20 protein-coding genes and 1 tRNA gene are annotated in these 25,240 nt (G+C 39.4%); 9 read left to right on the top strand and 12 right to left on the bottom strand.

Annotation, left to right across the window (positions count from 1 at the left end; genetic code table 11):
- The first annotated feature begins 61 nt into the window (after window positions 1-61).
- From PHT93_RS09305 to uxaC, 3 genes are read left to right on the top strand one after another with little or no spacing between them, the layout of a single operon-like run.
- Window positions 62-1,105 carry a sugar kinase gene (locus PHT93_RS09305; RefSeq protein WP_300242116.1) on the top strand — a complete coding sequence of 348 codons (1,044 nt, stop codon included), beginning with the start codon at window positions 62-64 and terminating at the stop codon, window positions 1,103-1,105.
- Window positions 1,106-1,115: 10 nt separating this feature from the next.
- Complete coding sequence (locus PHT93_RS09300) at window positions 1,116-1,790, top strand: bifunctional 4-hydroxy-2-oxoglutarate aldolase/2-dehydro-3-deoxy-phosphogluconate aldolase (protein WP_300242114.1); 675 nt, start codon at window positions 1,116-1,118, stop codon at window positions 1,788-1,790.
- Entirely contained in the window at window positions 1,787-3,190 is a 1,404-nt protein-coding gene (gene uxaC, locus PHT93_RS09295; RefSeq protein WP_300242112.1) for a glucuronate isomerase, read from the top strand. Before PHT93_RS09300 ends, uxaC begins: the two co-directional genes overlap by 4 nt.
- A 65-nt stretch (window positions 3,191-3,255) precedes the next feature.
- Here uxaC and PHT93_RS09290 read toward each other — a convergent pair whose 3' ends face one another.
- The 9 genes from PHT93_RS09290 to PHT93_RS09250 all read right to left on the bottom strand — a co-directional run bounded on the left by PHT93_RS09290 (window position 3,256) and on the right by PHT93_RS09250 (window position 13,649).
- Entirely contained in the window at window positions 3,256-4,032 is a 777-nt protein-coding gene (locus PHT93_RS09290) for a phosphatidylinositol-specific phospholipase C/glycerophosphodiester phosphodiesterase family protein (protein ID WP_300242110.1), read from the bottom strand.
- Between the two features lie 18 nt (window positions 4,033-4,050).
- The gene (locus tag PHT93_RS09285; protein WP_300242108.1) at window positions 4,051-7,530 is read right to left on the bottom strand and encodes a cell envelope integrity protein TolA; all 3,480 of its coding nucleotides are present in this window, start codon (window positions 7,528-7,530) and stop codon (window positions 4,051-4,053) included.
- Between the two features lie 46 nt (window positions 7,531-7,576).
- Window positions 7,577-8,383 carry a metal ABC transporter permease gene (locus PHT93_RS09280; RefSeq protein ID WP_300242136.1) on the bottom strand — a complete coding sequence of 269 codons (807 nt, stop codon included), beginning with the start codon at window positions 8,381-8,383 and terminating at the stop codon, window positions 7,577-7,579.
- A gap of 6 nt (window positions 8,384-8,389) precedes the next feature.
- On the bottom strand, window positions 8,390-8,818 hold the full coding sequence (locus PHT93_RS09275; protein WP_300242106.1) for a phospholipase: 429 nt from the start codon (window positions 8,816-8,818) through the stop codon (window positions 8,390-8,392).
- A gap of 12 nt (window positions 8,819-8,830) precedes the next feature.
- Window positions 8,831-10,054, bottom strand: a complete 1,224-nt coding sequence (locus tag PHT93_RS09270; RefSeq protein WP_300242104.1) for a 3-phosphoshikimate 1-carboxyvinyltransferase — start codon at window positions 10,052-10,054, stop codon at window positions 8,831-8,833.
- 170 nt (window positions 10,055-10,224) lie between these two features.
- Window positions 10,225-10,947, bottom strand: a complete 723-nt coding sequence (locus PHT93_RS09265; RefSeq protein WP_300242102.1) for a NigD-like protein — start codon at window positions 10,945-10,947, stop codon at window positions 10,225-10,227.
- A 129-nt stretch (window positions 10,948-11,076) separates the two neighbouring features.
- Window positions 11,077-12,210 carry a lipid-A-disaccharide synthase gene (lpxB, locus tag PHT93_RS09260; protein WP_300242100.1) on the bottom strand — a complete coding sequence of 378 codons (1,134 nt, stop codon included), beginning with the start codon at window positions 12,208-12,210 and terminating at the stop codon, window positions 11,077-11,079.
- 4 nt (window positions 12,211-12,214) lie between these two features.
- A complete protein-coding gene (gene surE / locus PHT93_RS09255) occupies window positions 12,215-12,985 on the bottom strand; it encodes a 5'/3'-nucleotidase SurE (RefSeq protein WP_300242097.1) in 771 nt (256 codons plus the stop codon).
- A gap of 190 nt (window positions 12,986-13,175) precedes the next feature.
- A complete protein-coding gene (locus tag PHT93_RS09250; RefSeq protein ID WP_300242095.1) occupies window positions 13,176-13,649 on the bottom strand; it encodes an Lrp/AsnC family transcriptional regulator in 474 nt (157 codons plus the stop codon).
- A gap of 159 nt (window positions 13,650-13,808) precedes the next feature.
- Between PHT93_RS09250 and metE the strand changes: the two genes are divergently transcribed.
- The 5 genes from metE to PHT93_RS09225 all read left to right on the top strand — a co-directional run bounded on the left by metE (window position 13,809) and on the right by PHT93_RS09225 (window position 22,580).
- Window positions 13,809-16,103, top strand: a complete 2,295-nt coding sequence (metE, locus tag PHT93_RS09245) for a 5-methyltetrahydropteroyltriglutamate--homocysteine S-methyltransferase (RefSeq protein ID WP_300242092.1) — start codon at window positions 13,809-13,811, stop codon at window positions 16,101-16,103.
- Between the two features lie 89 nt (window positions 16,104-16,192).
- Window positions 16,193-17,377, top strand: a complete 1,185-nt coding sequence (locus PHT93_RS09240) for an aminotransferase class I/II-fold pyridoxal phosphate-dependent enzyme (protein ID WP_300242090.1) — start codon at window positions 16,193-16,195, stop codon at window positions 17,375-17,377.
- A 63-nt stretch (window positions 17,378-17,440) separates the two neighbouring features.
- The gene (locus PHT93_RS09235; RefSeq protein ID WP_300242088.1) at window positions 17,441-19,081 is read left to right on the top strand and encodes an ATP-binding protein; all 1,641 of its coding nucleotides are present in this window, start codon (window positions 17,441-17,443) and stop codon (window positions 19,079-19,081) included.
- Window positions 19,082-19,225: 144 nt separating this feature from the next.
- Window positions 19,226-19,768, top strand: coding sequence for an HDIG domain-containing metalloprotein (locus PHT93_RS09230; protein WP_300242086.1), 543 nt, complete (start codon window positions 19,226-19,228; stop codon window positions 19,766-19,768).
- Between the two features lie 61 nt (window positions 19,769-19,829).
- Window positions 19,830-22,580, top strand: a complete 2,751-nt coding sequence (locus PHT93_RS09225) for a putative LPS assembly protein LptD (RefSeq protein WP_300242084.1) — start codon at window positions 19,830-19,832, stop codon at window positions 22,578-22,580.
- A 4-nt stretch (window positions 22,581-22,584) separates the two neighbouring features.
- Here PHT93_RS09225 and ung read toward each other — a convergent pair whose 3' ends face one another.
- Both ung and asnA read right to left on the bottom strand, forming a co-directional pair.
- Window positions 22,585-23,247, bottom strand: a complete 663-nt coding sequence (gene ung, locus PHT93_RS09220; protein WP_300242082.1) for a uracil-DNA glycosylase — start codon at window positions 23,245-23,247, stop codon at window positions 22,585-22,587.
- Between the two features lie 12 nt (window positions 23,248-23,259).
- Window positions 23,260-24,297, bottom strand: coding sequence for an aspartate--ammonia ligase (gene asnA / locus PHT93_RS09215; RefSeq protein WP_300242080.1), 1,038 nt, complete (start codon window positions 24,295-24,297; stop codon window positions 23,260-23,262).
- A gap of 186 nt (window positions 24,298-24,483) precedes the next feature.
- Between asnA and PHT93_RS09210 the strand changes: the two genes are divergently transcribed.
- Window positions 24,484-24,556: transfer RNA gene (locus tag PHT93_RS09210), tRNA-Arg, on the top strand.
- Window positions 24,557-24,643: 87 nt separating this feature from the next.
- Here PHT93_RS09210 and PHT93_RS09205 read toward each other — a convergent pair.
- A partial coding sequence (locus tag PHT93_RS09205) for a hypothetical protein (protein WP_300242078.1) occupies window positions 24,644-25,240 on the bottom strand: 597 nt, incomplete at its 5' end.

Genomic DNA, 25,240 nt, shown 5'->3' with positions numbered 1-25,240 from the left:
CACCAAATCTTTATAAAAGATAAACTATATATTTGTGCAAAAACTACATATATCTAAATTCATGAAAAAGAAAATTGTAACCTTTGGAGAAATCATGCTCCGTCTTGCTACCCCCGACTATCTTCGTTTTAACCAGAGTGACAAACTAAATGCCACGTTTGGTGGCGGTGAAGCGAATGTTGCTGTCTCATTGGCTAATTATGGATTAAATGCATCATTTGTAACTCGTTTACCGAAGAACGATATTGCACGTGCTTGTGTGATGGATCTTAGAAAATATGGAGTGGATACCTCTGATATTATTTATGGAGGTGAACGTCTTGGAATTTATTTTCTTGAAACCGGAGCTGTTGCCCGTGCCAGTAAAGTGGTTTACGACCGGGCACATTCTGCTATATCGGAAATTGAACCGGGTATGATCAATTGGGAGGAAGTATTGAAAGATGCCTCTTGGTTTCATTGGACCGGTATTACGCCGGCTATTTCTCAAGAAGCAGCAGATGCTTGTTTAGAAGCTATTCAGGCTGCAAACAGATTAGGTGTTCCTGTTTCTTGCGATTTGAATTATCGTAAGAATCTTTGGAAGTATGGGAAAAAAGCATCAGATGTGATGCCCGAATTAGTTGCCGGATGTGATGTTATTCTCGGCAACGAGGAAGATGCAGAAAAGGTATTCGGAATCAAACCCGAAGGATTTGATGTTGCACAGACTGAAGGAGAAGTTAATGCTGCCGAATTTGAATCTGTCTGCACCCAACTAATGACGAAATTCCCCCGCGCTAAGAAAGTGATTATTACCTTGCGTGGTTCAATCAACGCTAACCATAACACCTGGGGAGGTGTACTATATACAGAAGGTAAATTATATAAATCTAAACGTTATGATATTACGCATATCGTGGATCGTGTTGGCGGTGGAGACTCGTTTATGGGTGGATTAATCTACGGATTGATTACATATACGAGCGATGCTCAGAAAGCACTTGACTTTGCTGTTGCCGCGTCTTGTTTGAAACACACAATCTACGGAGATTATAATCAGGTAACGGTTGAAGAAGTAGAAAAACTAATGAGTGGAGATGCATCAGGACGCGTTTCCCGTTAAAAAATAAGAGATGGCCAGATTTAATAAAATACAAGTATTGTCCGCAATTGCCAATACCGGCATGGTACCTGTTTATTACAACAGTGATGCGGAAACAGCTAAACAAGTTCTCAAGGCTTGTTACGCAGGAGGGGTTCGTGCGTTTGAGTTCACGAACAGAGGTGATTTTGCACAAGAGGTTTTTGCTGAATTATCCAAATTCGCAGTAAATGAATGTCCGGATATGATTCTGGGAATCGGCTCTATCGTAGATGCACCAACGGCTGCATTGTATATCCAATTAGGAGCAAACTTTGTTGTTGGGCCACTATTTAATCCTGAAGTGGCTAAGGTTTGTAATCGTCGTTTAGTACCTTATACTCCGGGATGTGGATCTGTTTCAGAGATTGGATTTGCACAGGAGGCAGGATGTGACTTATGTAAGATATTTCCTGCCGGAAATGTGGGTGGCCCTTCTTTTGTAAGCAACATGAGAGCTCCCATGCCTTGGTCTATGATTATGGCAACAGGAGCAGTAGAGCCAACAGAAGAAAATCTTTCCGCCTGGTTTAAAGCCGGAGTAACCTGTGTTGGTATGGGCTCCAAGTTATTCCCGAAGGCAGCTATCGAAGCGAAAGATTGGAATGCGATTTCAAAGCTTTGCAGCGATGCGTTAACTATAATACTAAAATATAAGAAACCATGAGAAAGTTTTTAGATGCGGACTTTTTGCTCTATTCGGATACGGCGCGTACGCTTTATCACGAACATGCGGCAAAAATGCCGATCATTGACTACCATTGTCATCTTGTGCCCAAAATGATTGCAGACAATTATCAGTTTGCTGATCTGACTGAAATCTGGTTGGGTGGAGACCACTATAAATGGAGAGCGATGCGTGGTAACGGAATTCCTGAAGAATATATTACAGGAAATAAATCCTCTTACGAGAAGTTTGAAAAATGGGCGGAGACAATGCCGTATGCAATGCGCAATCCGCTGTATCATTGGACGCATCTGGAATTGAGCCGTGTGTTTGGTATTGACAAAGTTCTTAATCCGGCAACAGCTCGTGAAATATACGAAGAATGTACGGCTAAATTACAGACTCCGGAATTTCGCTCTCGTGCAATTATGGAACGAATGAATGTGGAATTGGTCTGTACAACCGATGATCCAGCTGATTCATTGGAGTATCATAAAGCCATACGTGAGAATGGCTTTAAGGTGAAGGTATTACCTACTTGGAGACCGGATAAAGCCATGATGACTGCCAATGCAGAAGCGTATAATCATTATTTGGGACAATTAGAAGCAGCGTCAGATACAACGATTTCCAGTTATGCGGATTTATTATCAGCTTTAGAGAAACGTCATAAATTCTTTGAAGAGCAAGGTTGTGGTCTTTCTGATCATGGATTAAGCACATTCTACGGTGATTCTTATACAGAGGCGGAAATTAATGCGATCTTTGCAAAGGTTCGTTCCGGTAAAAACCCGACAGTAGAAGAAGATCATAAATTCCAAGCTGCTATGTTGTATGATCTGGCTGTAATGGATGCCGAATCAAACTGGGTACAACAGTTTCATATAGGCGCTATTCGTAATAATAACACGAAAATGTTCCGCCAGATAGGAGCTGATACAGGTTATGATGCAATTGGCGACTACGAAGTAGCAACAGCCATGAATCGTTTACTCGACAAATTAAATACAGAAGGATTCCTTGCCAAGACAATTCTATACAATCTAAATCCGAGAGACAATGAATTGATGGTAACGAATGCATACAATTTTAATGATGGGACAGTTCCCGGAAAGATGCAATACGGATCGGGCTGGTGGTTCTTAGATCAGATAGATGGCATGGAAAGACAGATGAATGCACTTTCTGCTTTAGGATTGTTAAGTCGTTTTGTAGGAATGCTGACTGATTCGAGAAGCTTCTTGTCTTATCCGAGACATGAGTATTTCCGTCGTATCTTGTGTAATATACTTGGCCGTGAAGTAGAGAACGGACAATTACCTGAATCTGAACTGCCATTTATAAAACAAATGGTAGAGAATATAAGTTATTACAATGCCAAGAATTATTTTGGATGGTAATGTTTTTTAGATTAGCGAGTGAGAAATCCCGTCAGCTTAACAGCTGCGGGATTTTTTCATCTGATTTATTCCAGAACGTCGGACAGCGTGCGAAGATCGTCGGCACCAACTAAATCCACCCCCTCTTTGATAAAGAATCGTTTGAATTCAGGAGTGTCAGGTGCCCCCCACCAACGAAACAACTTCCCTTCGTCGTGCGTCTGTTTTATCAGTTTTCGCATTTTCATTAATTCTTCTTCCGGTATTTTCCCCTCTCCTCTCCATGAGATATAGGAATTGTAATTATCACTTACAACAGGCATAATTATTTTGGGGATATCTTTACCAAGATCATTAATACGACCATCTAAGAACGCAATCCGGTTTGTTTCCGCAAAGATGCTATCCATTGGGCGGTCTCCCGAAACAAACAACAACACAGCCCCTTCTTTATAGACTCCATCCTCAACACTACAGAACAAATTCTTATATGAATTCAGCTGCTGTTTTAGCAGAGGATACATTTCTTCTCCGTTCGTTTTACAGTCAACCATAAGAAAAAAAGGACGGTCACTACTTGGAAAAACCTTTCCTCCGTTTTCCTTTATCCTTTCAGACAAAGGCTTAAGATAAAGTTCACTAAAAAGGATTGAATCATTTGGCTCAGGCCTGTCGTGTGCCACATATAATTCACCATTAATCAACCAAAGATCAGCTTCAACACAATTGAAACCATAATCCAAAGCATCAAACAAGGGCCTGTTTCTCCAATAATCATTATGAGAGAAAGCGTTATAATGTATTCTCTGGGCATTACAATTCACACTGATCAGTATGAATAAAAATAAGATTATCCGATTCATAATATTATATTAAAACTATTATCTTCTCTTTTTTGCAGCAGCCTCTTTTTCTTTGAGTGCTTTCTTTCGTGCCTTTTCTTTTTCCTTTAGCTTCTGTTTATAGGCACGCTCTTTTTCTTTGCGCTCCTTCTCTTTTAACTTCTGCCGCTCTTTGTATGCCCGTTCTTTCTCTTTGCGAAGTTGTTGTTGAGCTTTAAGCTTTGCTTTTCGTTCGGCTTCCCGCTGTTTTAATTTTGCTTTTCGGTCTTTCTCAAGTTGTTTCTCCTGTTCCGCTTTTGCTTTCAACAGAGCAGCCTCTTCTTCTTTTTGTTTTTTCAGAAGTTCTTCCCGCTCACGAGTTTTTTGCTCCCTTAATTCCTGTTCAGCACGCTGTTCTTCTTCAAAAGCGATACGAGCAGCTTCCTTTCGTGCCTCCTCCTCTTCAGCTTCACGTTTGCGAATTTCTTCAATTTGTTTCAGTGTCAACCCTTCATTTACCGGAGCTACAGGAATTGTCACTTCAGTACTGTCCGGCGCTTCTGTTACAACAGGAACTTCCGGAATTAACGTTATCGTATCAGAAACTATAGGAATAGAATCTTGTCCGACACTTATCTCAGGCTCTTCCGTTTTTTCTACTTGTTCGGGAACTTCTGTTATAGTCTCTTCCGGCAGAACGGTTTCTGTTGCTTCTTCTTTTTCAGCCTCTTCATTGTCATTCAGGCGAATTTCCCAACGTTGTTTTAATTCCGGAATCTTTTGTCCTAAACTATCGGCAAAGAATGTCACATATTCATCTAAGGTTTTACCGCGTAATAACGTTTCCTGATTTTCTCCGGAGATAGGAAGAATCGCAATTTCTTTATTCAACGTATTGGCATAACCCTCTTTGCCGTATATCATCTTGTAGTATTGTGTAGCTTCATCCAAATTGACAAATTCACTTAATGTCATTATGCTCATCGGACCATTCTGTTCCACTGAAATATCTAATTGTTTCACTAAGAAATTAGCAAAGTTATACGCTGCAACAGCATACAATAGCTGATTTTTATTCACACGATCAGTCGGATAGATTAAGAGCATCTTATAAGGAGAGTTCGGATCAACTTTGAAAACTCTGGCCGAATCGGCAGCCGACAATGCACCATCTTCCCCCACACCGAATCGAAGGTTCCAGGTCATTCCACGCACACCACCTTGTACCATAGCCCGTCCACGAAGAACTCCCTTCAGCATCTCTCCTGCTAATTCTGTAACATCTGCATCAGGATACTTTTCCACCAACGCTTTAAGGGCTTCTTTGAATCCTTCCGGATCCCCTTCCTGTACATAGGTCAGTGCATCTAAAAACATAAACTTAGGCATCAGTCCGGCCAACGGATACTTTTCGGACACGGTTTTGAAATTACGACGAACCGTTGCTATATCTTCACTCAGATAATGCTGATATGTTTCCCTATAGATAGAATCCTGCATTGTATCCATCATACGAATATTATATTCATAGTTCGGATCGGCAATAGCAATAGCATAATTACTTTCAGGGAATGCATTGATGAGTTTCGTCTTATAACGGTTTGCTAAATCCACATCTTTCAGTCGTAAAGCCATCAGGTAAATCTGATAATAACTTTCTAAGCGAAACTCATGATCAGGAAAACGGCGCTCTAAGGTTTCAAAAGCGTCAATAGAAAGACGGAAATCTTCTAATTTATCTTTATAAATCATCGCCATATGATATAAACCATCCATAATGATCAGATTAGAAGCTTCAATATCTTCCGGAGTAAAAGGAATCTGTTGTAAATAGAATTCACGGGTTTTCGGATCATCCGTCAATTCTTCCGGAAGACCTTCTACGATAGAATCACCTACGATTATGCTATCGTTTGTTGTTGATAGATTGGTGTCAGCAACCTGATCGGACTGCTCCATAAAGGTGGCCATTTCTTTCTTTCTCCTGCGCCAGTCATCTTCCAAAGTCCTCCTTCCCCATTGGCGTTGAAACTTCGTTTTCCCTTGTGCTACAGCCTGTGCATTGTAAAAATAGAACGAACTTCCATCACTTCCCGTAGGAATCAGAGGAACATTAATTTCCGTGCCCGGTCTGTCTATACCCGTTCCTTTAGCTTCTTGTTCAGAAAGGTAAGCCTCTTTATCCGCTTGTTCTTTAGCCTCTTTCTCTTCCTTTTCCACTTGAGCTATAATCGCATCAATGACGGCTAAACGTTCACTTTCCGGCATTTTGGCAAGTGTCTGCAAACTATCCTGCAGATGAACCGCTTCTACATGAATTACCAATTCATCCAACACTTCCGAAAGTTTAGCAATACGTTTATAATCCTTGTACTCCTTTTGAAGAGAAGCCAACGCACCACTAAAACAGGGTTGTGCTTTTACATATTCTCCTTGTTTAAAATAAATATCCCCAAGACGTATTTCACATAACGCTTTTTCGATTCCTTTCTTAGTACTTTTCTCGATACCTGATTGATAATTTACGATTGCATTTGTTGTATCTTCTTGCGTTATGTAAATATTTCCTATGGCATAATAGACCTGATCCAGATAATCTTTATTCTTATCACTCCGTGCCATGCCTTCGAGCTTTTTAACCATGCTCATATAATTATTTCCGGCAAAAACTTCAGTCTGTCTGATTCGTGCAGCAAATTCCAGTTCGTAAGGAGGGTTGGATTTAATTACGTCACCAAAGGCTTTATATGCTAAACTATTTAACTCTAATTCAGTATAAATCTGCCCCAGCAAATACTTCATTCGGGCGCGTTGTTTTCCGTTTTTTTCTGCTTTAATTGCTGTCTGCAGGTAAGGAATGGCTTCTTCTGTCTGATTGTTCTTTATTAGGTAGTCGGCATAGACGGTGGCATACAACTTTAACTTCTTCGGATGAATACCGTTCGTGTTCAGTTTGTTGAGAATATTCTCCGATTCGTACAGCCAGTTCATTTCAGAATAACTACGAGCCTGCCAGAGTTTTGCTTCCGAAACCACCTCTTCATCTGTTGCATAATGCCTTGCAATATAAGAAAAGGTAGCAGATGCCTCTAAAAAATCAGCATTATAAAATTGCGCTTGCCCCATGAGCAGCCAACAATGTTTCAGAAAGGGATTATATTCTTCCTGTTCCTGAATAGCGACCTGTTTCGGATTATTTCTCCATCCTGGTTTCTTGGGAGGTTTAGTCTTTATGGAATGAAGTTTGATGGCTTTATTGCTTTTCTCGATAGCCCGATCAAAAGCGCCTCCTGTGGTCTGTTTCTCTTTCGGCTGGGCACTGATGGGAAACATGTAAATTCTCTCCGAATAATTTTCTTTATAGCCGGTCTGCATGGCTTCTAAAGCCTCATCAAAAGAGGTCTTTCCGTTATAGTAAATATTGTAACGGGAGTTTACGGCATGATAAAAACGGCTTGCTTTCGTGTTTTTCTTAGTACTACACGAAACAAGCAAACCAATCAGGACTAACGAGGTTATATAATAAAATCCATTTTTCACCCTATAGCAGACAATTCATCATTATATAAACTGAAAACAACCGGATTTATTGTTTGCCTGAAAGAGCAAGTACGCCTTTGACACTGAAAAAGAGTAAGGTGAGAACCAGAATGATAAATGCTCCGGAAGGAATATTTATATAATACGACAGAACCAATCCAATAACACAGGCAAGAAAGCCCACGATAATGCTTCCATACATAATCTTCTTAAAATCGGAGGTGAATTGGTTGACAATCATTTGCGGGAGTGTAAGCAGACTCATTAAAAGCATAATACCCACCAAACGGATGGAAAGAACTATCGTTACTGCGATAAAGAACATCATCGCATACTCGATGAATTTTACTGGCAGTTTCTGTGTTGTTGCAAAACTATTATCAAAGGCCACATAGATGATTTCACGCAGAAAGAACGTGACAATGAATAGTAATAATACAGCAAGTATGGCAATCCAAAGGATATCTGTAGATGATATGGTGAGTATATTTCCAAATAAATAGGCAGACAAGTTCGGACTATACCCCGGTGTTAAAAAGATAAACAACACACCCAGTGCCATACCTAACGACCAAACAGCAGCTATTGCAGAATCTTCTCTTACGTTCTGCGTCTTACTAACCCATTCCACTCCAAGAGCAGAAAGTACAGAAAAAACCAAGGCCATAAGCACAGGGTTTGTTCCTAAATAAAAGCCGAGACCAAGTCCTCCGAAAGAAGCATGAGTAATACCTCCACTGATAAAAACCAAACGGCGGGCTACGATGTATGTTCCGACAATACCACAGGCAATAGCCGTCAGGAAACTGCCTAACAATGCATTCTGAAAAAAGTCATATCCAAGTAATTCTATCATCTATCAGGCATGTAAACGGCGTTCGCCAACGATTAGAAAAGCTTCATCTTTCAATAGTTCCGGAAGATTGATTTGCCGTAATTGCAAACTACGAAGCCATCCGGCTACCTCCACTTCGCGCAGGGTATATAATACTTCCCTGAATTCATTTATCTGAGCTTCGTTATAATCGGTTTCTTCAATGCCTTGAAAACGATCTAAGTCTTCGTCGTCGTAATATTCGATCTTTTTACTAACAGCAGCTATCAAGCTATCGCGCTCGCATATTTCATGCTGTCCGCAACATTCTCCATCCACAACCTGAGGTTCGGGTATTTCAGAAATTTCACCTCTTTCTAACATTCCCTGCAATTTCTTATGACGAAAATATCCGGCTATTGCGGCTATAATACCGAGCAATAGTAAGCCTGAAAAAACGACAATATACCACATATACTATTCAAATTAAATAATCCTAAACCCAACTTTACGCAAATCCTCCCAAAAGTGAGGATAACTCTTTGAAACAACATGAGGCTCTGCAATTCTGATTCCTTCGGGAATAACTAATGCAGCCGGAGCAAAAGCCATCGCCATCCGGTGATCCTCATAAGTTGCAATTACCGGTTCTTTTTCCGGATCGCTTCGTTCGCCATCCCATTTTAGTCCATGCCCTTCAGTTTCATGCAGCACGTACCCTAACTTTCCCAGTTCGGTCATTAAGGCGGCTATACGATCTGTTTCTTTAATCTTCAGCGATTGTAAACCGGTAAACCGAAATGGAATATTTAATAACACGGAAACTACCGCAAAGGTTTGCGCCAAATCCGGTTCGTTCACAAAATCATAAACTAATTCTTTACAGCAAGCTCCACCCGGAGTTAAGCGTACACCCTCAGTTGAAAACGTTGTCTCAACACCTAATTCTTTGAATAAAACAGCTCCTGCTGCATCGCCTTGCAGACTGTCTTTATACAAACCCGAAAGCTCCATAGAGCAACCGGAAAGACAAGAGATCGTGTACCAATAAGATGCTGCACTCCAATCCGATTCCACAACAAAGGGTATCGGCGTATATTCTTGTGGAGCAACCGTAATAGTATCATCTACCCATGAGGCTGAAACACCGAATTGCCTCATCAACTCCAATGTAATATGGATATACGGACGGGAAATAATATCACCTTCCAAACGAAGAATAAGCCCTTTCTCCATTAGAGGAGCAACCATTAACAGCGCAGAAATATATTGTGAGCTCACACTTCCGTTTAACGAAATCTCTCCTCCCTGTAAAACACTTCCCAAAATACGTAAAGGGGGATAGCCTTCTTTTTCCATGTATTCAATACGCGCGCCTAACGATGTAAGAGCATCGACAAGTAATTTGATCGGCCGGTTTCTCATCCGTTCCGTACCGGTGATAGTCCATTCTCCCACCACTTTAGAAAGAAAAGCCGTCAGAAACCTCATCGCAGTTCCCGCAGCCTTAACATCAAACTGATTACCATTAGAATTTAACGCGGCAATCATCACTTCCGTGTCGTCACAATCCGATAGATTCTTTATCTCGTACGGGCTATAGCTCAGAGCGTTCAGAATAAGGGTTCTGTTGCTAATACTCTTCGAGGCTGGGAGCTGAATCGTTTCTTGATGTAAACCATTCGGAACAGTAATCAGATATTTTGTCATTTTCGCGTAATCATTGTATAATGACTACAAAAATACGGATTTTATTCCGAGGGTGTTCTTTTTCACCCTTAAGAATATTAAATGAAGCAGGTACATAACAAAAGAGAGCCATTCTCACAATGCCTCTCTTTCAAACTAAATGATATAAATAAAAGTTATGTGGGAAGGTGTTATTTTACGCCTTCTTGAAATACATCGTCTAAGGATTTAGCATTAACATTGCTTGTCTTTGTCATTGGCGTGTATTTTATTTCATATATTTTATCTCCTTCGAATGTTTTTACTTTTACAGTAATAATGTTGTTTTCCGAATCACTGTTTTCGGCTGAAAGAGATGAAAGATCAAATGCGACTAAGCCTCCCTGCGTATATCCGGGATTCGGATCATCGTAGGCGTTATGTCTGAATTCAAACATGGCATCTTCGTCTGTTGAAGGAATCAGATTTACGAAGTGTTTCTTTTTTCCGCCGAAATAGGCTTTGAAATAAACATTCAGATAGTTATCTCCGGCCCAGATACCTTTTATTTCTACCGGATCTTTACCGTAAACAGCATCATTTTCTTCACCGATATTTTCAGCGATTGCTTTTGTAAGTACAGTATCTACACGATTTACTTTAATCCAGTAATTGTATCCGTCTTTCGTTGTCGTAGAATCGCCTAAAATGGTAAAATTAACCATAGCGCGTTGTTGTTCTTTGGGGTTGTAATACGGCACGTTCGTTGCCGCCGGCCAAAGAGTAGTTCCGTCATCCATCCGCAAGTAATATGTAGTGTCATCGATAGGGACAACGGTTACGAGATCAATCCAGAAATCACCTAATGAGTATCCGTCATCATCACTCAAACAGGAATTAAATAAGACCGAACTAAGTCCGAGTCCTATTATCATCAAAAATAATTTAAATGTTTTCATTTGTTCTATGACTCTTTTATTATCATTTTACATAAAAGAAGATGTATATGCAGTGCGATTTGCTGCATTATTTATGGTTAAAAGATGTCAAGACAAAGAAATGAATTAAGATTGTAAGTCCTTATATATTAAGTGGGCAGTACGTGACGATGCTCCGGGATCGCCTAACTGATGGATAATTTCATCGTATCCGTTTAGCATCTGGGTACGATATTCAGCATTATTTGCTAATTGGTCAAGTTCTGATGCGATTGCATCTTTTGAAAAACGGGCACCAAACAATTCTTGTACGATTTCTTCGTCTGCTATCAGATTGACTAAAGAAATGTATTTGGTATGAAAGAAATGACGGAAAACAAAACTGACGATCTTCCCAATCGGAGTATAGTAGCAAACTACCTGAGGTACGCGAAAAAGAGCTGTTTCCAATGTGGCTGTACCCGAAGTAACCAAAGCGAGACTACTTTGTTGAAGTAACGGATAGGTCTCACCAAAGATAACTTGCGCAGTGGATTGATCTATAAACTGGTTATAATAATCCGGTTCAATGCCAGGAGCACCTGCTATTACGGGTTGAAATTCCGGATACAGCTCTGCTACTTCGAGCATGGTAGGGAGATTATCTTTAATCTCTTGTCTCCTGCTGCCTGACAATAAGGCCAATATTGGTTTTCCTTCCAACCCATGTTTAGTCGTAAACTCATTAAACGTTTCAGTATAACCTTTTCTGAATTCTTCAACAGAATCTACAGAAGGATTTCCAACATAGTCCACCTTGTAATTCAGTTTACTGAAGAAGTCAGGTTCAAAAGGGAAAATACAAAACATTCTGTCCACATACTTGCGGAAAGCCTTAATCCGATATTGTTTCCATGCCCAAATTTTGGGAGATATATAATAATGTACGGGAATATGGAGTGCCGTCTGAACGAATTTTGCGATTTTCAGGTTAAATCCCGGATAGTCAATCAGTATTACAACGTCAGGCTGATATTTCCGGATATCTTCTTTACAGATATCCATATTTTTAAATATCGTACGTAAATTAAGCAATACCGGAATAAAGCCCATAAAAGCCATTTCACGGTAATGCTTTACTAATGTTCCCCCAACAGCCAACATAAGGTCTCCTCCAAAAAAACGGAATTCCGCTTCCGGGTCTTCGTTTTTTAGTGCACGCATCAAATTAGATGCGTGTAAATCTCCGGAGGCTTCGCCCGCTATCAGGTAGTACTTCACGATTTTAGTCTTTAATAATGTCCTTTAATTGATCTAAGAAAGAATAGTCGGTTACGTCTATTTTACAGGGAACAAGAGATGCGTAGCCGTTTTCAAGAGCCAGCGTATCATTGTCTTGTTGTATCGGACGGGCATTTTCGAAGTTTCCGGAAAGCCAATAAACTGTTTCGTTCTTTGCGTTGTGAGAATGAACAAATTCATTCGTCCAGCGACCTCTTGCCTGTCGGCATACTTTTATTCCTTTTACATGAGGCATATCCGGAACATTGAGATTCAAATAAATACCTTCGGGAAGTCCACTTCTTAATATCTTTCGGGATAATTTACGTGCAAAACGACAGGTTTCTGTAAAATCCGCATCGGGATCACCATCCGTTAGAGAGACCCCAATAGAGGGCACCCCGAATATACATCCTTCAGCAGCAGCACCGAGCGTGCCTGAATAATGCACGCAAACCGCCACGTTGGTTCCGTGATTTATTCCGGAAACCAACAAATCCGGTTTCCGATCCAACACCTCGTTGATTGCTAATTTAACACAGTCCACAGGTGTTCCCGAACAACTATAAACCGTCAGGTCATTTTCTTTTTTTATTAAGGTGTGTTTTATCGGCACCAAAGAAGTAATCGAACTCGCCATTCCAGAACGAGGACCGTCAGGCGCCATAACGACTAATTCACCCAAGTCTTTCAGACATACTATCAACTCATTAATACCTTTCGCTCCTATTCCGTCATCATTCGTGATAAGGATAAGGGGTTTCTCTTTTGCCATGTCGTTTTCCTTATTTCATTTGTGAGGTAAAGATACATATTTTCCTGACTATAAAAGAGCAAACGTTTTTTCAATAACTGTCGGAAAGTTTTTCTATAGTTATCGTAAAACTTTACCATATCTGTGATAAAGTTTTTCCACATATGTGGAAAAAGAGTTTACCCTGTATTAAATAAAACAAACATAGTAGTCAGTGCCGGCTTAAAACCGGAATGCCGTAATTGTGTTTTGTCTCTGCCATCACGAATGTGCTTTGCAAACTTCCGATGCTATCAATCAATCCTAAACGGTTTAATACAAAATCCTGATACTCTTTCATATCTCTTACGTACACCTTTATCATAAAGTCAAATTCTCCTGAAATATTATAACACTCGGTGATTTCATCGATATTATTGATTTCTTTCATAAAATCTTGTCCGTATGTCTTACTGTGTTGTTTCAGTTTTATGAAACAGAAAACTATAAAACCGCGGTTCAGTTTTTCTTCATCGAGAATGGCCATGTATTTTTTTATATATCCTTTCCGTTCTAATTGTTTTACTCGTTCAAAAACAGGCGTTGAGGACAAACTAACTTTTTGGGCCAGTTCTTTTGTCGTGATATTCGAATTCTCTTGGAGGTGCTTTAATATACTGATGTCGATATTGTCAAGATTATCCATAGATAATTATTCTGATTTTGTTTTGTTTCGGGATTGTTTTGTTGTATATTTTCTTAATTAAGAGGCTAAATTAGTTATATTTTCTGTATTTTATCAATTTGTTGATTGTATTATCTGTATTTCTATTTTTGTAAAGAATTTCAATAAATGATTTAAGACATGAAGACAAATATTCTGGGATACCCCCGTATTGGTAGTAAAAGAGAGCTGAAAAAGGCCTGCGAAAGTTTCTGGGCAGGAAAAACGACAGCGCCGGAACTGGAACAAGTGGCTGCAGGTTTGCGTTTGGAAAACTGGAAATTGCAAAAGGAAGCCGGGATAGATCTCATTCCGTCTAATGATTTTTCTTATTATGATCAGGTACTCGATCTATCGTTGTCATTGGGTGTTATTCCCGCTCGTTATAAATCGCTTCAATCTGATCGTCTATCGTTATATTTTGCAATGGCAAGAGGATTTCAGCAGGATGGACACGATGTGATTGCAATGGAAATGACGAAATGGTTTGATACGAACTATCATTATATTGTTCCAGAGTTTATTAAAGGTCAACAGTTCTCTCTATTTTACAACAAAGCCCTTGCTGAATATAAAGAAGCAAAACATGCCGGAATTGAGACAAAACCTGTTATCCTCGGCCCTGTTTCTTTTCTTCTCTTGGGAAAAGAAAAAGAGGACGGGTTCAATCGTCTTGATTTGATCGAATCTCTTTTACCGGTTTATATTCAATACCTGAAAGAATTGGAACAGGAAGGGGTGACGTGGATCCAGATCGACGAACCTTTCTTAGCTTTGGATATAGACGAGAGAACAAAAGAATTATATAAATTGGCCTTTGACCTGATCAGCAGTTCTTGTCCCCAACTCAAGATTATATTGACAACCTATTTTGAAGGTCTGAAAGAAAACACGCATCTGGCTGTCAATTTGCCGGTTGAAGCTTTGCACATTGATTTAGTCAGATGTCCCGAACAACTTGACGATGTGTTGGAACAGCTTCCTTTGGATAAAGGGTTATCATTAGGCGTTGTTGACGGACGGAATATCTGGTGTTCTGATCTTGAGGGAGCAGCTAATATTGTAAAAAAGGCTGTAGAGAGCATTGGGAAGGAGCGTATATTTATTGCGGGATCTTCTTCTTTTCTGCATGTTCCTTATGATCTGGATCTGGAAACAAAAACAGAAGTGCTTTCACCGGAAATAAAACAATGGATGGCTTTCGCAAAACAAAAGGTACAGGAGTTGACCGTACTAAAAGAGTTGACAAACGAAACGATTCCGGAAAGAGCCAAACAGGCACTCTTCATTAATAAACAGGCGAATTACAACAAACAAAATTCTTCTCTTATTCACAATAATGAGGTAAAAGAAAGAGTAAGTGCAATACGTCCTGAGGATGCCAGAAGAGGAAAGCCGTTTAGTGAACGCAAAGGCCTACAACAAGCGCAATTAGGGTTACCACTTTATCCGACGACAACTATCGGCTCGTTTCCACAGACAACGGAAGTTCGCTCCTGGCGTGCCCGCAATAAAAAACAGGAATTATCAGATGCTGAATATGACAGACTCCTGAAAGAGGAAACAAAAAAAGCTATTAAATGGCAAGAAGAAGCTGGGTTGGACGTTTTAGTACATGGAGAGTTCGAACGAAATGATATGGTGGAATATTTCGGAGAGCAATTATCGGGATTCACGTTTTCTCAAAATGGATGGGTGCAAAGTTATGGTTCCAGATGTGTTAAACCTCCGATTATTTATGGTGACGTTTCGCGTCCTACTCCTATGACCGTTTATTGGAGTACATATGCGCAGTCTTTGACGACTAAACCGGTAAAGGGTATGCTTACGGGACCTGTCACCATCCTTCAATGGTCTTTTGTGCGTAATGATCAGCCCCGCTCTGTGACTTGTCAACAGATCGCATTGGCTATCCGTGATGAGGTATGCGATTTGGAAAAGGCGGATATAAAAGTCATTCAGATTGATGAACCGGCTATTCGGGAAGGTTTACCGTTGAAGAAGGCCGATTGGAAAAGCTATCTTGACTGGGCTGTTAGTTCGTTTTGTATTTCTTCTGCGGGTGTAAAAAATGCAACGCAGATTCATACGCATATGTGTTATTCTGAGTTTAATGATATTATAGAGCATATCGGACTGATGGATGCAGATGTCATCACGATTGAATGTTCACGCTCGCAAATGGAACTGTTGGATGCTTTTGTGAAATATAAATATCCAAATGAAATAGGACCGGGTGTTTATGATATTCATTCACCTCGCGTTCCGAGCGTGGACGAGATGGTCTTTTTGTTGGAAAAAGCGAAGAAAGTAATTCCTGCCGAACAATTGTGGGTAAATCCGGACTGCGGACTAAAAACTCGTGGCTGGACTGAAACGAAAGACTCTCTTATTCGTATGGTTGAAGCTGCACGTGTGATGCGAAAGAAGGCCTAATACCTTGTTCATGGTATGAAAATCCCTTAGTTATGTGATTTAACACACCAAAAGAAGTCTGTATTTTTGTAGATAAACTTTTAATTATTATGGCAAAAAATATAGATGCTTCTTTTGGTTTTGCAACAAGAAGCATACATACAGGGAATGAGATTGATGGTGAAACAGGAGCGATACGTCGCCCGATTACAATGGCAAACAGTTATGCCCTACCTTATGATCCGACAAATGTAAACTGGAGTGAAGCGGGAGAAAAACTATACACTCGGAATGGCGGAGCAAACCAGGAATACCTCCAACAAAAACTGGCAGCTTTGTCCGGAACTGAAGATGCCGTTGTTCTGGCAACGGGAGTCGCCGCGCTTCACAGTGTGTTTTTCACATTTCTGCGTTCAGGAGATCACGTAATCGCATCGTCCATCTCTTATATCGCTGTATATAGGCTTCTCAACGAGTATTTTCCAAAAAAATACAATATCACGGCAACATTGGTGGATACCTCTGATATTGAAGCCGTGCGAAAAGCCGTACGCCCGAACACTCGTTTGATTCATATCGAAACGCCGGGAAATCCCATTGTGGGAATAACCGATATTGAGGCTGTCGCAGCCATTGCGCGTAAAGCAGGGGCTTTGCTCTCGGTGGATAACACATTTGCTTCTCCTTATAATCAATTACCCATTCTATTGGGGGCTGATCTTATAGTAGAAAGCCTGACAAAATACATCAACGGACATGGTGACGCAATGGGAGGAGCTGTATTGGGTAGTAAAGAACTGATCGATCGGATCCGCAAAGAAGCAATGATCAATGTAGGTGGTGCAATAAGCCCTTTCAACGCCTGGTTGATTATGCGCGGAGCGGTGACACTTCCCCTTAGAATGAAACAACACAACAATAATGCACTTCTTCTTGCTCATTATTTAGAAAGCCATCCGTTAATTAGTTTTGTGTCGTATCCCGGCTTACCAAGTCATCCGGGACACCAAATAGCCAAACGGCAAATGACAGGAGGCTTTTCGGGATTAATCGCATTCGGACTTAAAACCGACTTCGATGAACATAATAAATTCGTAAGCCATCTGAAAGTCATCACCTCAGCCGTATCGCTCGGCCACGATGAAAGCCTGATTGTATTCCTGGGGCCAGACGATGAACGTCAATATCTCTACCCCGATCTATTCAGCCTCGGCTTCTTCCGATTCAGCGTAGGATTAGAAGACCCCGAAGATCTGATCGCAGATATCGAACAAGCATTGGACAAACTTATTTAATAGATACTCATGGCATAAATATCACTATATTTGCAGAAATGTTTATCACAAAATAAGCAAATAATGGATAGTGAAAAACAGACAACAGAGTATAAAAGTATTCAGAAGATAAAAACAGGAGATAAAGGTTTCAAAGATTTAGCCGTAACTTGTGTTGCTTTCGCAAATGCCCAAGGAGGGAAAATTTATATCGGTTACGATGATAAAAAGAAAAAACCTTTATCTGGTCAGACGTTATCTTTGCTTCAAGTAAATGACGCAATAACAAAACTCAGGAGCCTCTGCTTTAATGTTGCATTAACAAGCTCTGAAATCCTTAATAGCGAAACTGACAGTCAATATTTTATAATATACGTGTACCCCTCCACCAAGTCTATTGCGACAACTTCTGACGGGAAAATATATCTTCGTGTTGCTGATAAATGTGAGCCGGTAAGAAGTGAAGATATACAAAGATTGAGTGAAGAAAAAGGTACTTATCAATGGGAAATTGTTCATTCTCGGTTTAAATTTGAGAATTCTACATTAGAGAATTTGAAATTGCTCGCAAACGAGATACGGCGCTCGCCAAGAGTCAAAGATCACGTTAAGCAATTAGACGATATTGAAATCGCAGAAAATTATCATCTGATAGACAATGGATTTCTCACAAATTTAGGTGTACTTTGGTTGGGGAGTGCCAAACAGAGAAGCACAATTTCTTATCCCATTACTGTACAATATATTGTATATGATAGTTTAGAAAGGAAAGTAAGAAAAGAAGAATGGCACGACAATCGACTAAACCCCAAAGAATTGCTTTTAGAGATAGAAAAACAAGCCATAGAATTGACTTATTCTTACGAATTCCCAAGCGGCTTGTTCAGAAAACAGATCCGTCATTATCATCCTAAATTAATTCGAGAACTATTAGTTAATGCTTTTGCGCATAAAAGCTTTACTATCTCAAGCGATATAATGATCAGAGTATTTCCTGATAGATTGGAAATATCAAATCCCGGAGGTTTACCTTTAGGTATTACTAAAGACAATATTTTACATGCAAAACACAGGCGTAATCCGAATTTAATTGAGATTATGAGTGTTTTAGAATTGATGGAAGGCGAAGGGTCTGGTTATGATCTAATCTATGAATTAAATGCTATGGAGGCGAAAAATCAGCCATTTATTGAATCGTCGTATAATGAAGTAACAGTTTCTCAATCTGCAGAAATTATAGATATTGAATCATTACCGTTACTCGATTTCGTTTTGGAGAATTATCAACTAACTCAAAAAGGATACATTGCATTTGGCATTATTGTCAGAGAAAAGAAAATCTCTTCAACTCAACTCTCATCCTATTTACAATTAACAGAGGAAGATCGCTTAAGAAGTTATACCGAACGCTTACTTAAAGATGGGATAATTTGTAAAAGTGGAATAAAAAAAGGAACTCAGTTTTATGTGAATCCTACATTAATTAGAAATGCTAAAGTTAATATTAAAACAAGTCTTAAAACATTAGAGCCTCATGCACTAAAAGCGCTTATCGTGGAAGATATTAAAAAGTATTCTCAGAGCAAAATTTCTGATATTGCTGCTCGTCTGCCGGATACAGAGATAAAAGAAATAAGAAAGATCATCTATTCGATGGTTGCAAACAACGAACTAAATACCGAAGGTGCTAAAACAAACAGACGCTATAGTTTACCTAAATGGTAAAAAAGAAAAGAAAGAAAAAAGAATTTAAAAAAGAACATTCATAAACAATTGATTATCAAAACTTATTTCTTTTTCATTTAAAAAACTAATAAAAAAGAATGTTCTTAAAAAATATTTTCATTATCACAATTAAGTCGTTTATTTATGAATCCATTAGATACTATTTCCAAATATTACGATCCATCTTCTGAGGCATATCGAATACTGGTTTCTCATAGTAGAAGTGTTGCTGACAAAGCATTAGCTATCGCAGCTATGCACCCGGAATTCGACATGGATACGAACTTTATAGAAGAAGCTGCGATGCTGCACGACATAGGAGTTTTCTTGTGTAATGCACCGGGGATAGATTGCCATGGAGAAGCGCCTTATATCTGTCATGGATATTTGGGGGCAGAGTTATTACGTAAAGAGGGGTTACCAAAACATGCTCTGGTCTGTGAGCGTCATACCGGAACGGGTATTTCTTTGGAAATGATAGAAAAAGAAGAACTACCTCTTCCGCATCGGGACATGTTGCCGGTCTCAATGGAAGAGCAACTCATTTGTTTTGCCGATAAGTTTTTCAGTAAGACAAAATTGGATAAAGAAAAGCCTATTGACAAGATAAAAAAGGGGCTTTCCAAGTATGGGAATGAAACTGAAGCGCGCTTTGAGGCGTGGTGTAAACTCTTTTTAGGAGAATAAAAGAAGTCTAAAGCAGTATTTTGTTATACATTTGCAGTTTGATAACGGTCAAGTAAACAAAATGTTCTTAAAATACAGAGTCTTTATAATTCTGCTTTTTCTTTTAACCGGAAGCTTCATCGCATCTGCTCAGGAAGGTATTACACCTGCGGATAGTCTGGATGTGACGCCTGCAGATACTGTTCTTCCTAAAAAGACCGGATTAGAGGCTCCTGTTAATTATCAGGCGAAAGATTCTATTGTAATGACCGCAGGAAACTGGGCTTACCTGTTTGGAGAGGGGAAAGTAACTTATCAAAACATTGAGCTTGAGTCTGAAGAGATCGAGTTGAATATGGACAGTAGTCTTGTATATGCTACTTTTGGCTTAGACTCTGCCGGACTCGAATTTGGATATCCTCTTTTCAAAGAAGGAGAACAACAGTATGAGTCGAAGACAATGCGTTATAACTTCCAATCCAAAAAGGGCTTTATTACAGATGTTATTACACAGCAAGGAGAAGGATATGTAACCTCGGGGCGCACAAAAAAGATGCCTTCGGATGCTTTAAATATGGCACCGGGACGATATACGACTTGTGACAATCACGACCACCCTCATTTCTACATTCATATGACTAAGGCTAAAGTAAGGCCTAAAAAAGATATTGTAACCGGACCGGTTTATCTTGTACTCGAAGACGTACCTCTCTATCCAATTGGATTACCTTTTGCATTTTTCCCTTTTACGAGCACTTATTCTTCGGGAATACTAATGCCGACTTTCGGGGAGGAGAACACGCGTGGTTTTTATCTGCGTGACGGGGGATACTATTTTGCTTTAAGTGATTATATAGACCTTGCCCTGACCGGTGAGATTTACACAAAGGGTTCCTGGGGATTAGCGGCACGTTCATCCTACCGGAAACGATACAAATATTCCGGCAGCTTCAATGCCGCTTATCAGGTTTCACGCTACGGTGATGTGATCCGTGGCGATAAACTCCCTGATTATTCTTTGTCAAAAGACTTTAAAATAAACTGGTCGCATTCGCAAGATGCAAAAGCAAATCCATACTTAACATTCTCAGCAAGTGTAAACTTCTCGACAAGTAGTTTTGACCGGAATAATGCAAACGGATTACATTCCAATAGTGGAGGTGGATACCTGAACGCAACGGAAAACAACAAAAGTTCTACTGTAAATATCACGAAACGTTTTCCAAATAGCCCGTTTAGTCTTTCGGGTACAATGAGTGTAAACCAACGTATGAAAGATTCATCCTTAGCGGTTACCCTTCCCGACATTACGGTAACTATGAGCCGTATATTCCCATTCAAAAGAAAACAACGAGTCGGAGCAGAACGTTGGTACGAAAAAATATCCATGTCTTATACAGGATATTTACGTAATAACATAAACACGAAAGAAGATCAATTCCTTAATGCCAATATAATCAAAGATTGGAAGAATGCAATGCAACATAAGATTCCGATAAGTGCAACATTCTCCCTCTTTAACTATATTAATATTACACCAAGTGTAAATTATACGGAACGCTGGTATTCTAACAAAGTGAATAAGGAATATGATTTAAAGACCAACTCCGTTGTTGCCAAAGATACGCTCTATGGTTTTTATCGGGTATATGATTACGACGCATCGGTTTCTGCATCGACAACAGTTTATGGAAACTTTAAACCATGGACAATATTCGGAGACAAAGTTCAGATGATACGACATCGTTTCGAACCTTCTGTCTCACTTAGTGCCGCTCCTGATTTTGGCGCTTCTCATTATGGATATCACGAACGGTTTATATATGAGGATATAAATGGTGAAAAGAAAGAATACTCTTATAGTCCCTTTGAAAATGGTCAATTCGGATATCCTTCCAAGGGGAAAAGAGGAAGTGTTAGTTTTTCTGTATCCAATAATGTGGAAGCAAAGATTCGTTCGGACAAAGATTCTACTGGATTTAGGAAGATTAGTTTGATCGATAAACTGTCGTTCTCTATTAGTAATAATCTGGCGGCTGACTCTTTTCAATGGAGTGATATTAATTCTTCTCTACGTCTGAAATTATCAAAAAGTTATACGCTGAATCTGAATGCAACTTTTGATACATATACTTACGAGTATAATGAAGTTTCTAAAACGTTAAGCAGACAAAACAAGACTCGCTGGGAAGCAGGGAAAGGTTTTGGACGTTTACGTTCAACCGGAACCAGCTTTTCTTATACCCTGAATAATGATACGTTCTCAAAATGGTTCGGAGGAGGCTCTGATAAAAAAGGAGCAAAAGGAACAGACGGTACAGGAGAAGAACAGGGACAGACGGGCTTGGATGATTTTGGACAGGAACAAACGGGGCAACAGGAAACGGAAACAGCTTCGGGAGGAAGACTCCGAAAAGATCAGTCAAACGAAGCATCAGACGCTGATGCAGATGGATATTATATGAATAAAGTCCCCTGGAGTTTGTCTTTTAATTATAGCATGAATTTAGGATATGACAATCAAAAGATTGACATTAAGAATAAAGAGTATAAGTATAAATTAACCCATAACCTGAGCTTTAACGGGAATATACAGCCAACAAAGAACTGGCGATTTAACTTTAATGCAACCTATGACTTTGATAACAAAAAGATTGCCTTTATGAATTGCAACATATCACGTTCACTTCACTGCTGGCAGATGACCGCAAGTTTTGTTCCTATAGGGCCATATAAAACCTACTCTTTTTCTATAGCGGTAAACTCCTCTTTATTGAAAGACCTGAAATGGGATCAAAGCAGCAATTACAGAGACGGACAGAGTTGGTATTAATCACTTACCAGTTGATAGGAGCTTGACCTGTTGCGATAAGATAATCATTTGTTTTACTGAAATGTTTGCATCCAAAGAATCCTCTGTATGCTGATAATGGAGATGGATGCACTGATTTTAAGACTAAGTTGGTTGACGTATTAATAAATGCCCCTTTGCGTTGCGCGTAAGATCCCCACAATATATAGACAAGATGTTGACGATGTTCAGCAAGACGATGAATTACGGCATCAGTAAACGTTTCCCAGCCTTTATTCTGATGAGATCCTGCTTGATGCGCACGGACAGTTAATGTCGCATTGAGTAATAAAACACCTTGATCAGCCCACCGAGTTAGATCCCCATCTTTTGGCGCAGACTTTCCGAGATCAGATTCGATTTCTTTGTAGATATTTAGTAATGAGGGCGGAGGAGGAGTACCTTCCTGAACTGAGAAGCAAAGACCATGAGCCTGTTTCGGTTCATGGTAAGGATCCTGCCCAAGAATAACAACTTTTACCTTATCGAAAGGGCAGTGCTCGAATGCATTGAAAATATCTCGCCCAGGAGGAAATATTTGTCGTTGCTGATACTCCAATCGAATAAAATCGGTTAGTCGTTTGAAGTAGTCTTTCTCAAACTCGTCTTTCAGTTGTCCTTTCCAGCTCTGTTCAATCTTGACATTCATGATCCTTTTAATTTAGATTAGTGGCATTCCTGCAAATTTAGCATCTCTTCTCATTTCTTCCGGCCATATACTGGCTTGTATTTCTCCTATATGCGCCTTGCGAAGATAAAACATACAAAGACGGCTTTGTCCGATTCCTCCTCCGATACTGAGAGGCAATTCGTTGTTTAACAAACGACGATGGAAATATAATTCTTTCCTATCCTCCGCCTTAGCCAATTTCAACTGCTTAATTAAAGCATCCCTGTCAACGCGAATACCCATAGACGATAATTCAACAGCTCTATTCAATATGGTATTCCAGACTAACAAATCTCCGTTCAGACCGGTTTGCCCGTTTTCCGCAACGGTTGACCAATCATCATAGTCAGGAGCTCGTCCGTCGTGTTTTTCTCCATTACTTAAATCACAACCTATTCCTATAATAAATACAGCACCATATTCCTTACAAATCGCATCTTCTCTTTCCTTTGGAGATAATGTAGGGTATTTCTTCAACAGATCGTCCGAATGGATAAAGTAAATCTGTTTAGGTAGTATAGGCTTGATTTCCGGAAACATCTCGAATACCATATATTCCGTTCGTACAAGTGCAGCATAAATACGTTGCACAACTTCTTTCAGAAAACTTACAGTTCGTTCCTCATTGGTCATAACCAATTCCCAATCCCATTGATCCACGTATAAAGAATGCAGGTTACCCAATTCCTCATCAGAACGGATTGCATTCATATCTGTATAGATACCATAACCGGGTTCGATCTCATAATCAGCAAGAGTGAGTCTCTTCCATTTAGCTAAAGAATGTACAATTTCAGCTTTATTGTCGTTCAGGTCTTTTATCGGAAAAGTCACCGGTCTTTCAATGCCATTTAAATCATCATTAATTCCCAAGCCCTTCAGCACGAACAATGGAGCAGTTACTCGTCGCAAGCGTAATTCTGAAGAAAGATTTTGTTGGAAAAAGTCCTTAATCTTTTTGATTCCTAATTCTGTTTGGGATAGGTTAAGCAAAGCCGTGTATCCTGTTGGCTTAATCAGGTAACTCATATTCTGTTTATTCCTTTGTGTTTGTTTATTTTAGAGCACAAAGATAAAGGAATAATGAAACAAGAACAATGGAAAACGGTTATTATTTACAAATTGGAAGCATTAATTTAACGAATGCTTTCATTTTGTCATTTTTCAAACAGTCCTTGTATTACTGGTGGATTATGTTTACTTTTGCACGTCTTTGGCTCGGTAGCTTAGTGAATAGAGCGTCAGATTCCGGTTCTGAAGGTCGTGGGTTTGACTCCCACCCGGGTCACATTAAGGTTTTTATTTGAAAATAAGGGGAATGTTTTGCATCATTCCCCTTTTTGTTCTACAAACTGCTATTTGAGAGATAAAGAAATTAGAACTTAAATGCTACACCTATGTTCAGGTAGGCAATATCATAACCGAGTTCTGCCATAACACCAAATGTTTCCTTGAAATAGTAACGAGCACCAAGATACCAACCTAAATACATTTCACTACCTTGTGCACTATAACTGCCTAATTCTTTATAATCCGATTTAGCAGAAACAATATTGTATCCTAAAGACAAGCCGGTGTATGTGTCTAATTTTTCTATAAATGAATAATGGAAACTACCTCTTACTCCAACAATGGCGCTTGAATACTTATAATCATAGTTAGTACCCCATTCATATTTACTTGCTGTATATCCCAAATATCCACCAACACCAATTGAACTTTTTTCATCAAAAAGATTATCAACTACACCATATTCAAATGATGCAGAAACAGGAGGTATAGTGATTTTATACCCACTACCACTATATACGGTACTACCTAATCCGATTCCAAGATTGAGGACTTTATCACCTTTGTTAAATGATTGTGCAGATACTGCAGAAACAACTAATAAACTTAAAAGACTTAAAATAACTTTTTTCATAAAACGATAACTTTTAATAATAATGATAAAATAATAGAACGATGCAAA

The organism is Massilibacteroides sp. (assembly GCF_028705895.1).
Classification (GTDB): domain Bacteria; phylum Bacteroidota; class Bacteroidia; order Bacteroidales; family Tannerellaceae; genus Massilibacteroides.
Note: the sequence above shows the minus strand (reverse complement) of the source record. Positions and strands in the feature narration are given on the sequence as shown.

Bases quoted from the DNA above. Each gene is read 5' to 3' on its own strand.
- PHT93_RS09305 (WP_300242116.1), top strand. From the start codon at position 62: ATGAAAAAGAAAATTGTAACCTTTGGAGAAATCATGCTCCGTCTTGCT.
- PHT93_RS09300 (WP_300242114.1), top strand. From the start codon at position 1,116: ATGGCCAGATTTAATAAAATACAAGTATTGTCCGCAATTGCCAATACC.
- uxaC (WP_300242112.1), top strand. From the start codon at position 1,787: ATGAGAAAGTTTTTAGATGCGGACTTTTTGCTCTATTCGGATACGGCG.
- PHT93_RS09290 (WP_300242110.1), bottom strand. From the start codon at position 4,032: ATGAATCGGATAATCTTATTTTTATTCATACTGATCAGTGTGAATTGT.
- PHT93_RS09275 (WP_300242106.1), bottom strand. From the start codon at position 8,818: ATGTGGTATATTGTCGTTTTTTCAGGCTTACTATTGCTCGGTATTATA.
- PHT93_RS09270 (WP_300242104.1), bottom strand. From the start codon at position 10,054: ATGACAAAATATCTGATTACTGTTCCGAATGGTTTACATCAAGAAACG.
- PHT93_RS09265 (WP_300242102.1), bottom strand. From the start codon at position 10,947: ATGATAATAGGACTCGGACTTAGTTCGGTCTTATTTAATTCCTGTTTG.
- surE (WP_300242097.1), bottom strand. From the start codon at position 12,985: ATGGCAAAAGAGAAACCCCTTATCCTTATCACGAATGATGACGGAATA.
- PHT93_RS09250 (WP_300242095.1), bottom strand. From the start codon at position 13,649: ATGGATAATCTTGACAATATCGACATCAGTATATTAAAGCACCTCCAA.
- metE (WP_300242092.1), top strand. From the start codon at position 13,809: ATGAAGACAAATATTCTGGGATACCCCCGTATTGGTAGTAAAAGAGAG.
- PHT93_RS09240 (WP_300242090.1), top strand. From the start codon at position 16,193: ATGGCAAAAAATATAGATGCTTCTTTTGGTTTTGCAACAAGAAGCATA.
- PHT93_RS09235 (WP_300242088.1), top strand. From the start codon at position 17,441: ATGGATAGTGAAAAACAGACAACAGAGTATAAAAGTATTCAGAAGATA.
- PHT93_RS09230 (WP_300242086.1), top strand. From the start codon at position 19,226: ATGAATCCATTAGATACTATTTCCAAATATTACGATCCATCTTCTGAG.
- PHT93_RS09225 (WP_300242084.1), top strand. From the start codon at position 19,830: ATGTTCTTAAAATACAGAGTCTTTATAATTCTGCTTTTTCTTTTAACC.
- ung (WP_300242082.1), bottom strand. From the start codon at position 23,247: ATGAATGTCAAGATTGAACAGAGCTGGAAAGGACAACTGAAAGACGAG.
- asnA (WP_300242080.1), bottom strand. From the start codon at position 24,297: ATGAGTTACCTGATTAAGCCAACAGGATACACGGCTTTGCTTAACCTA.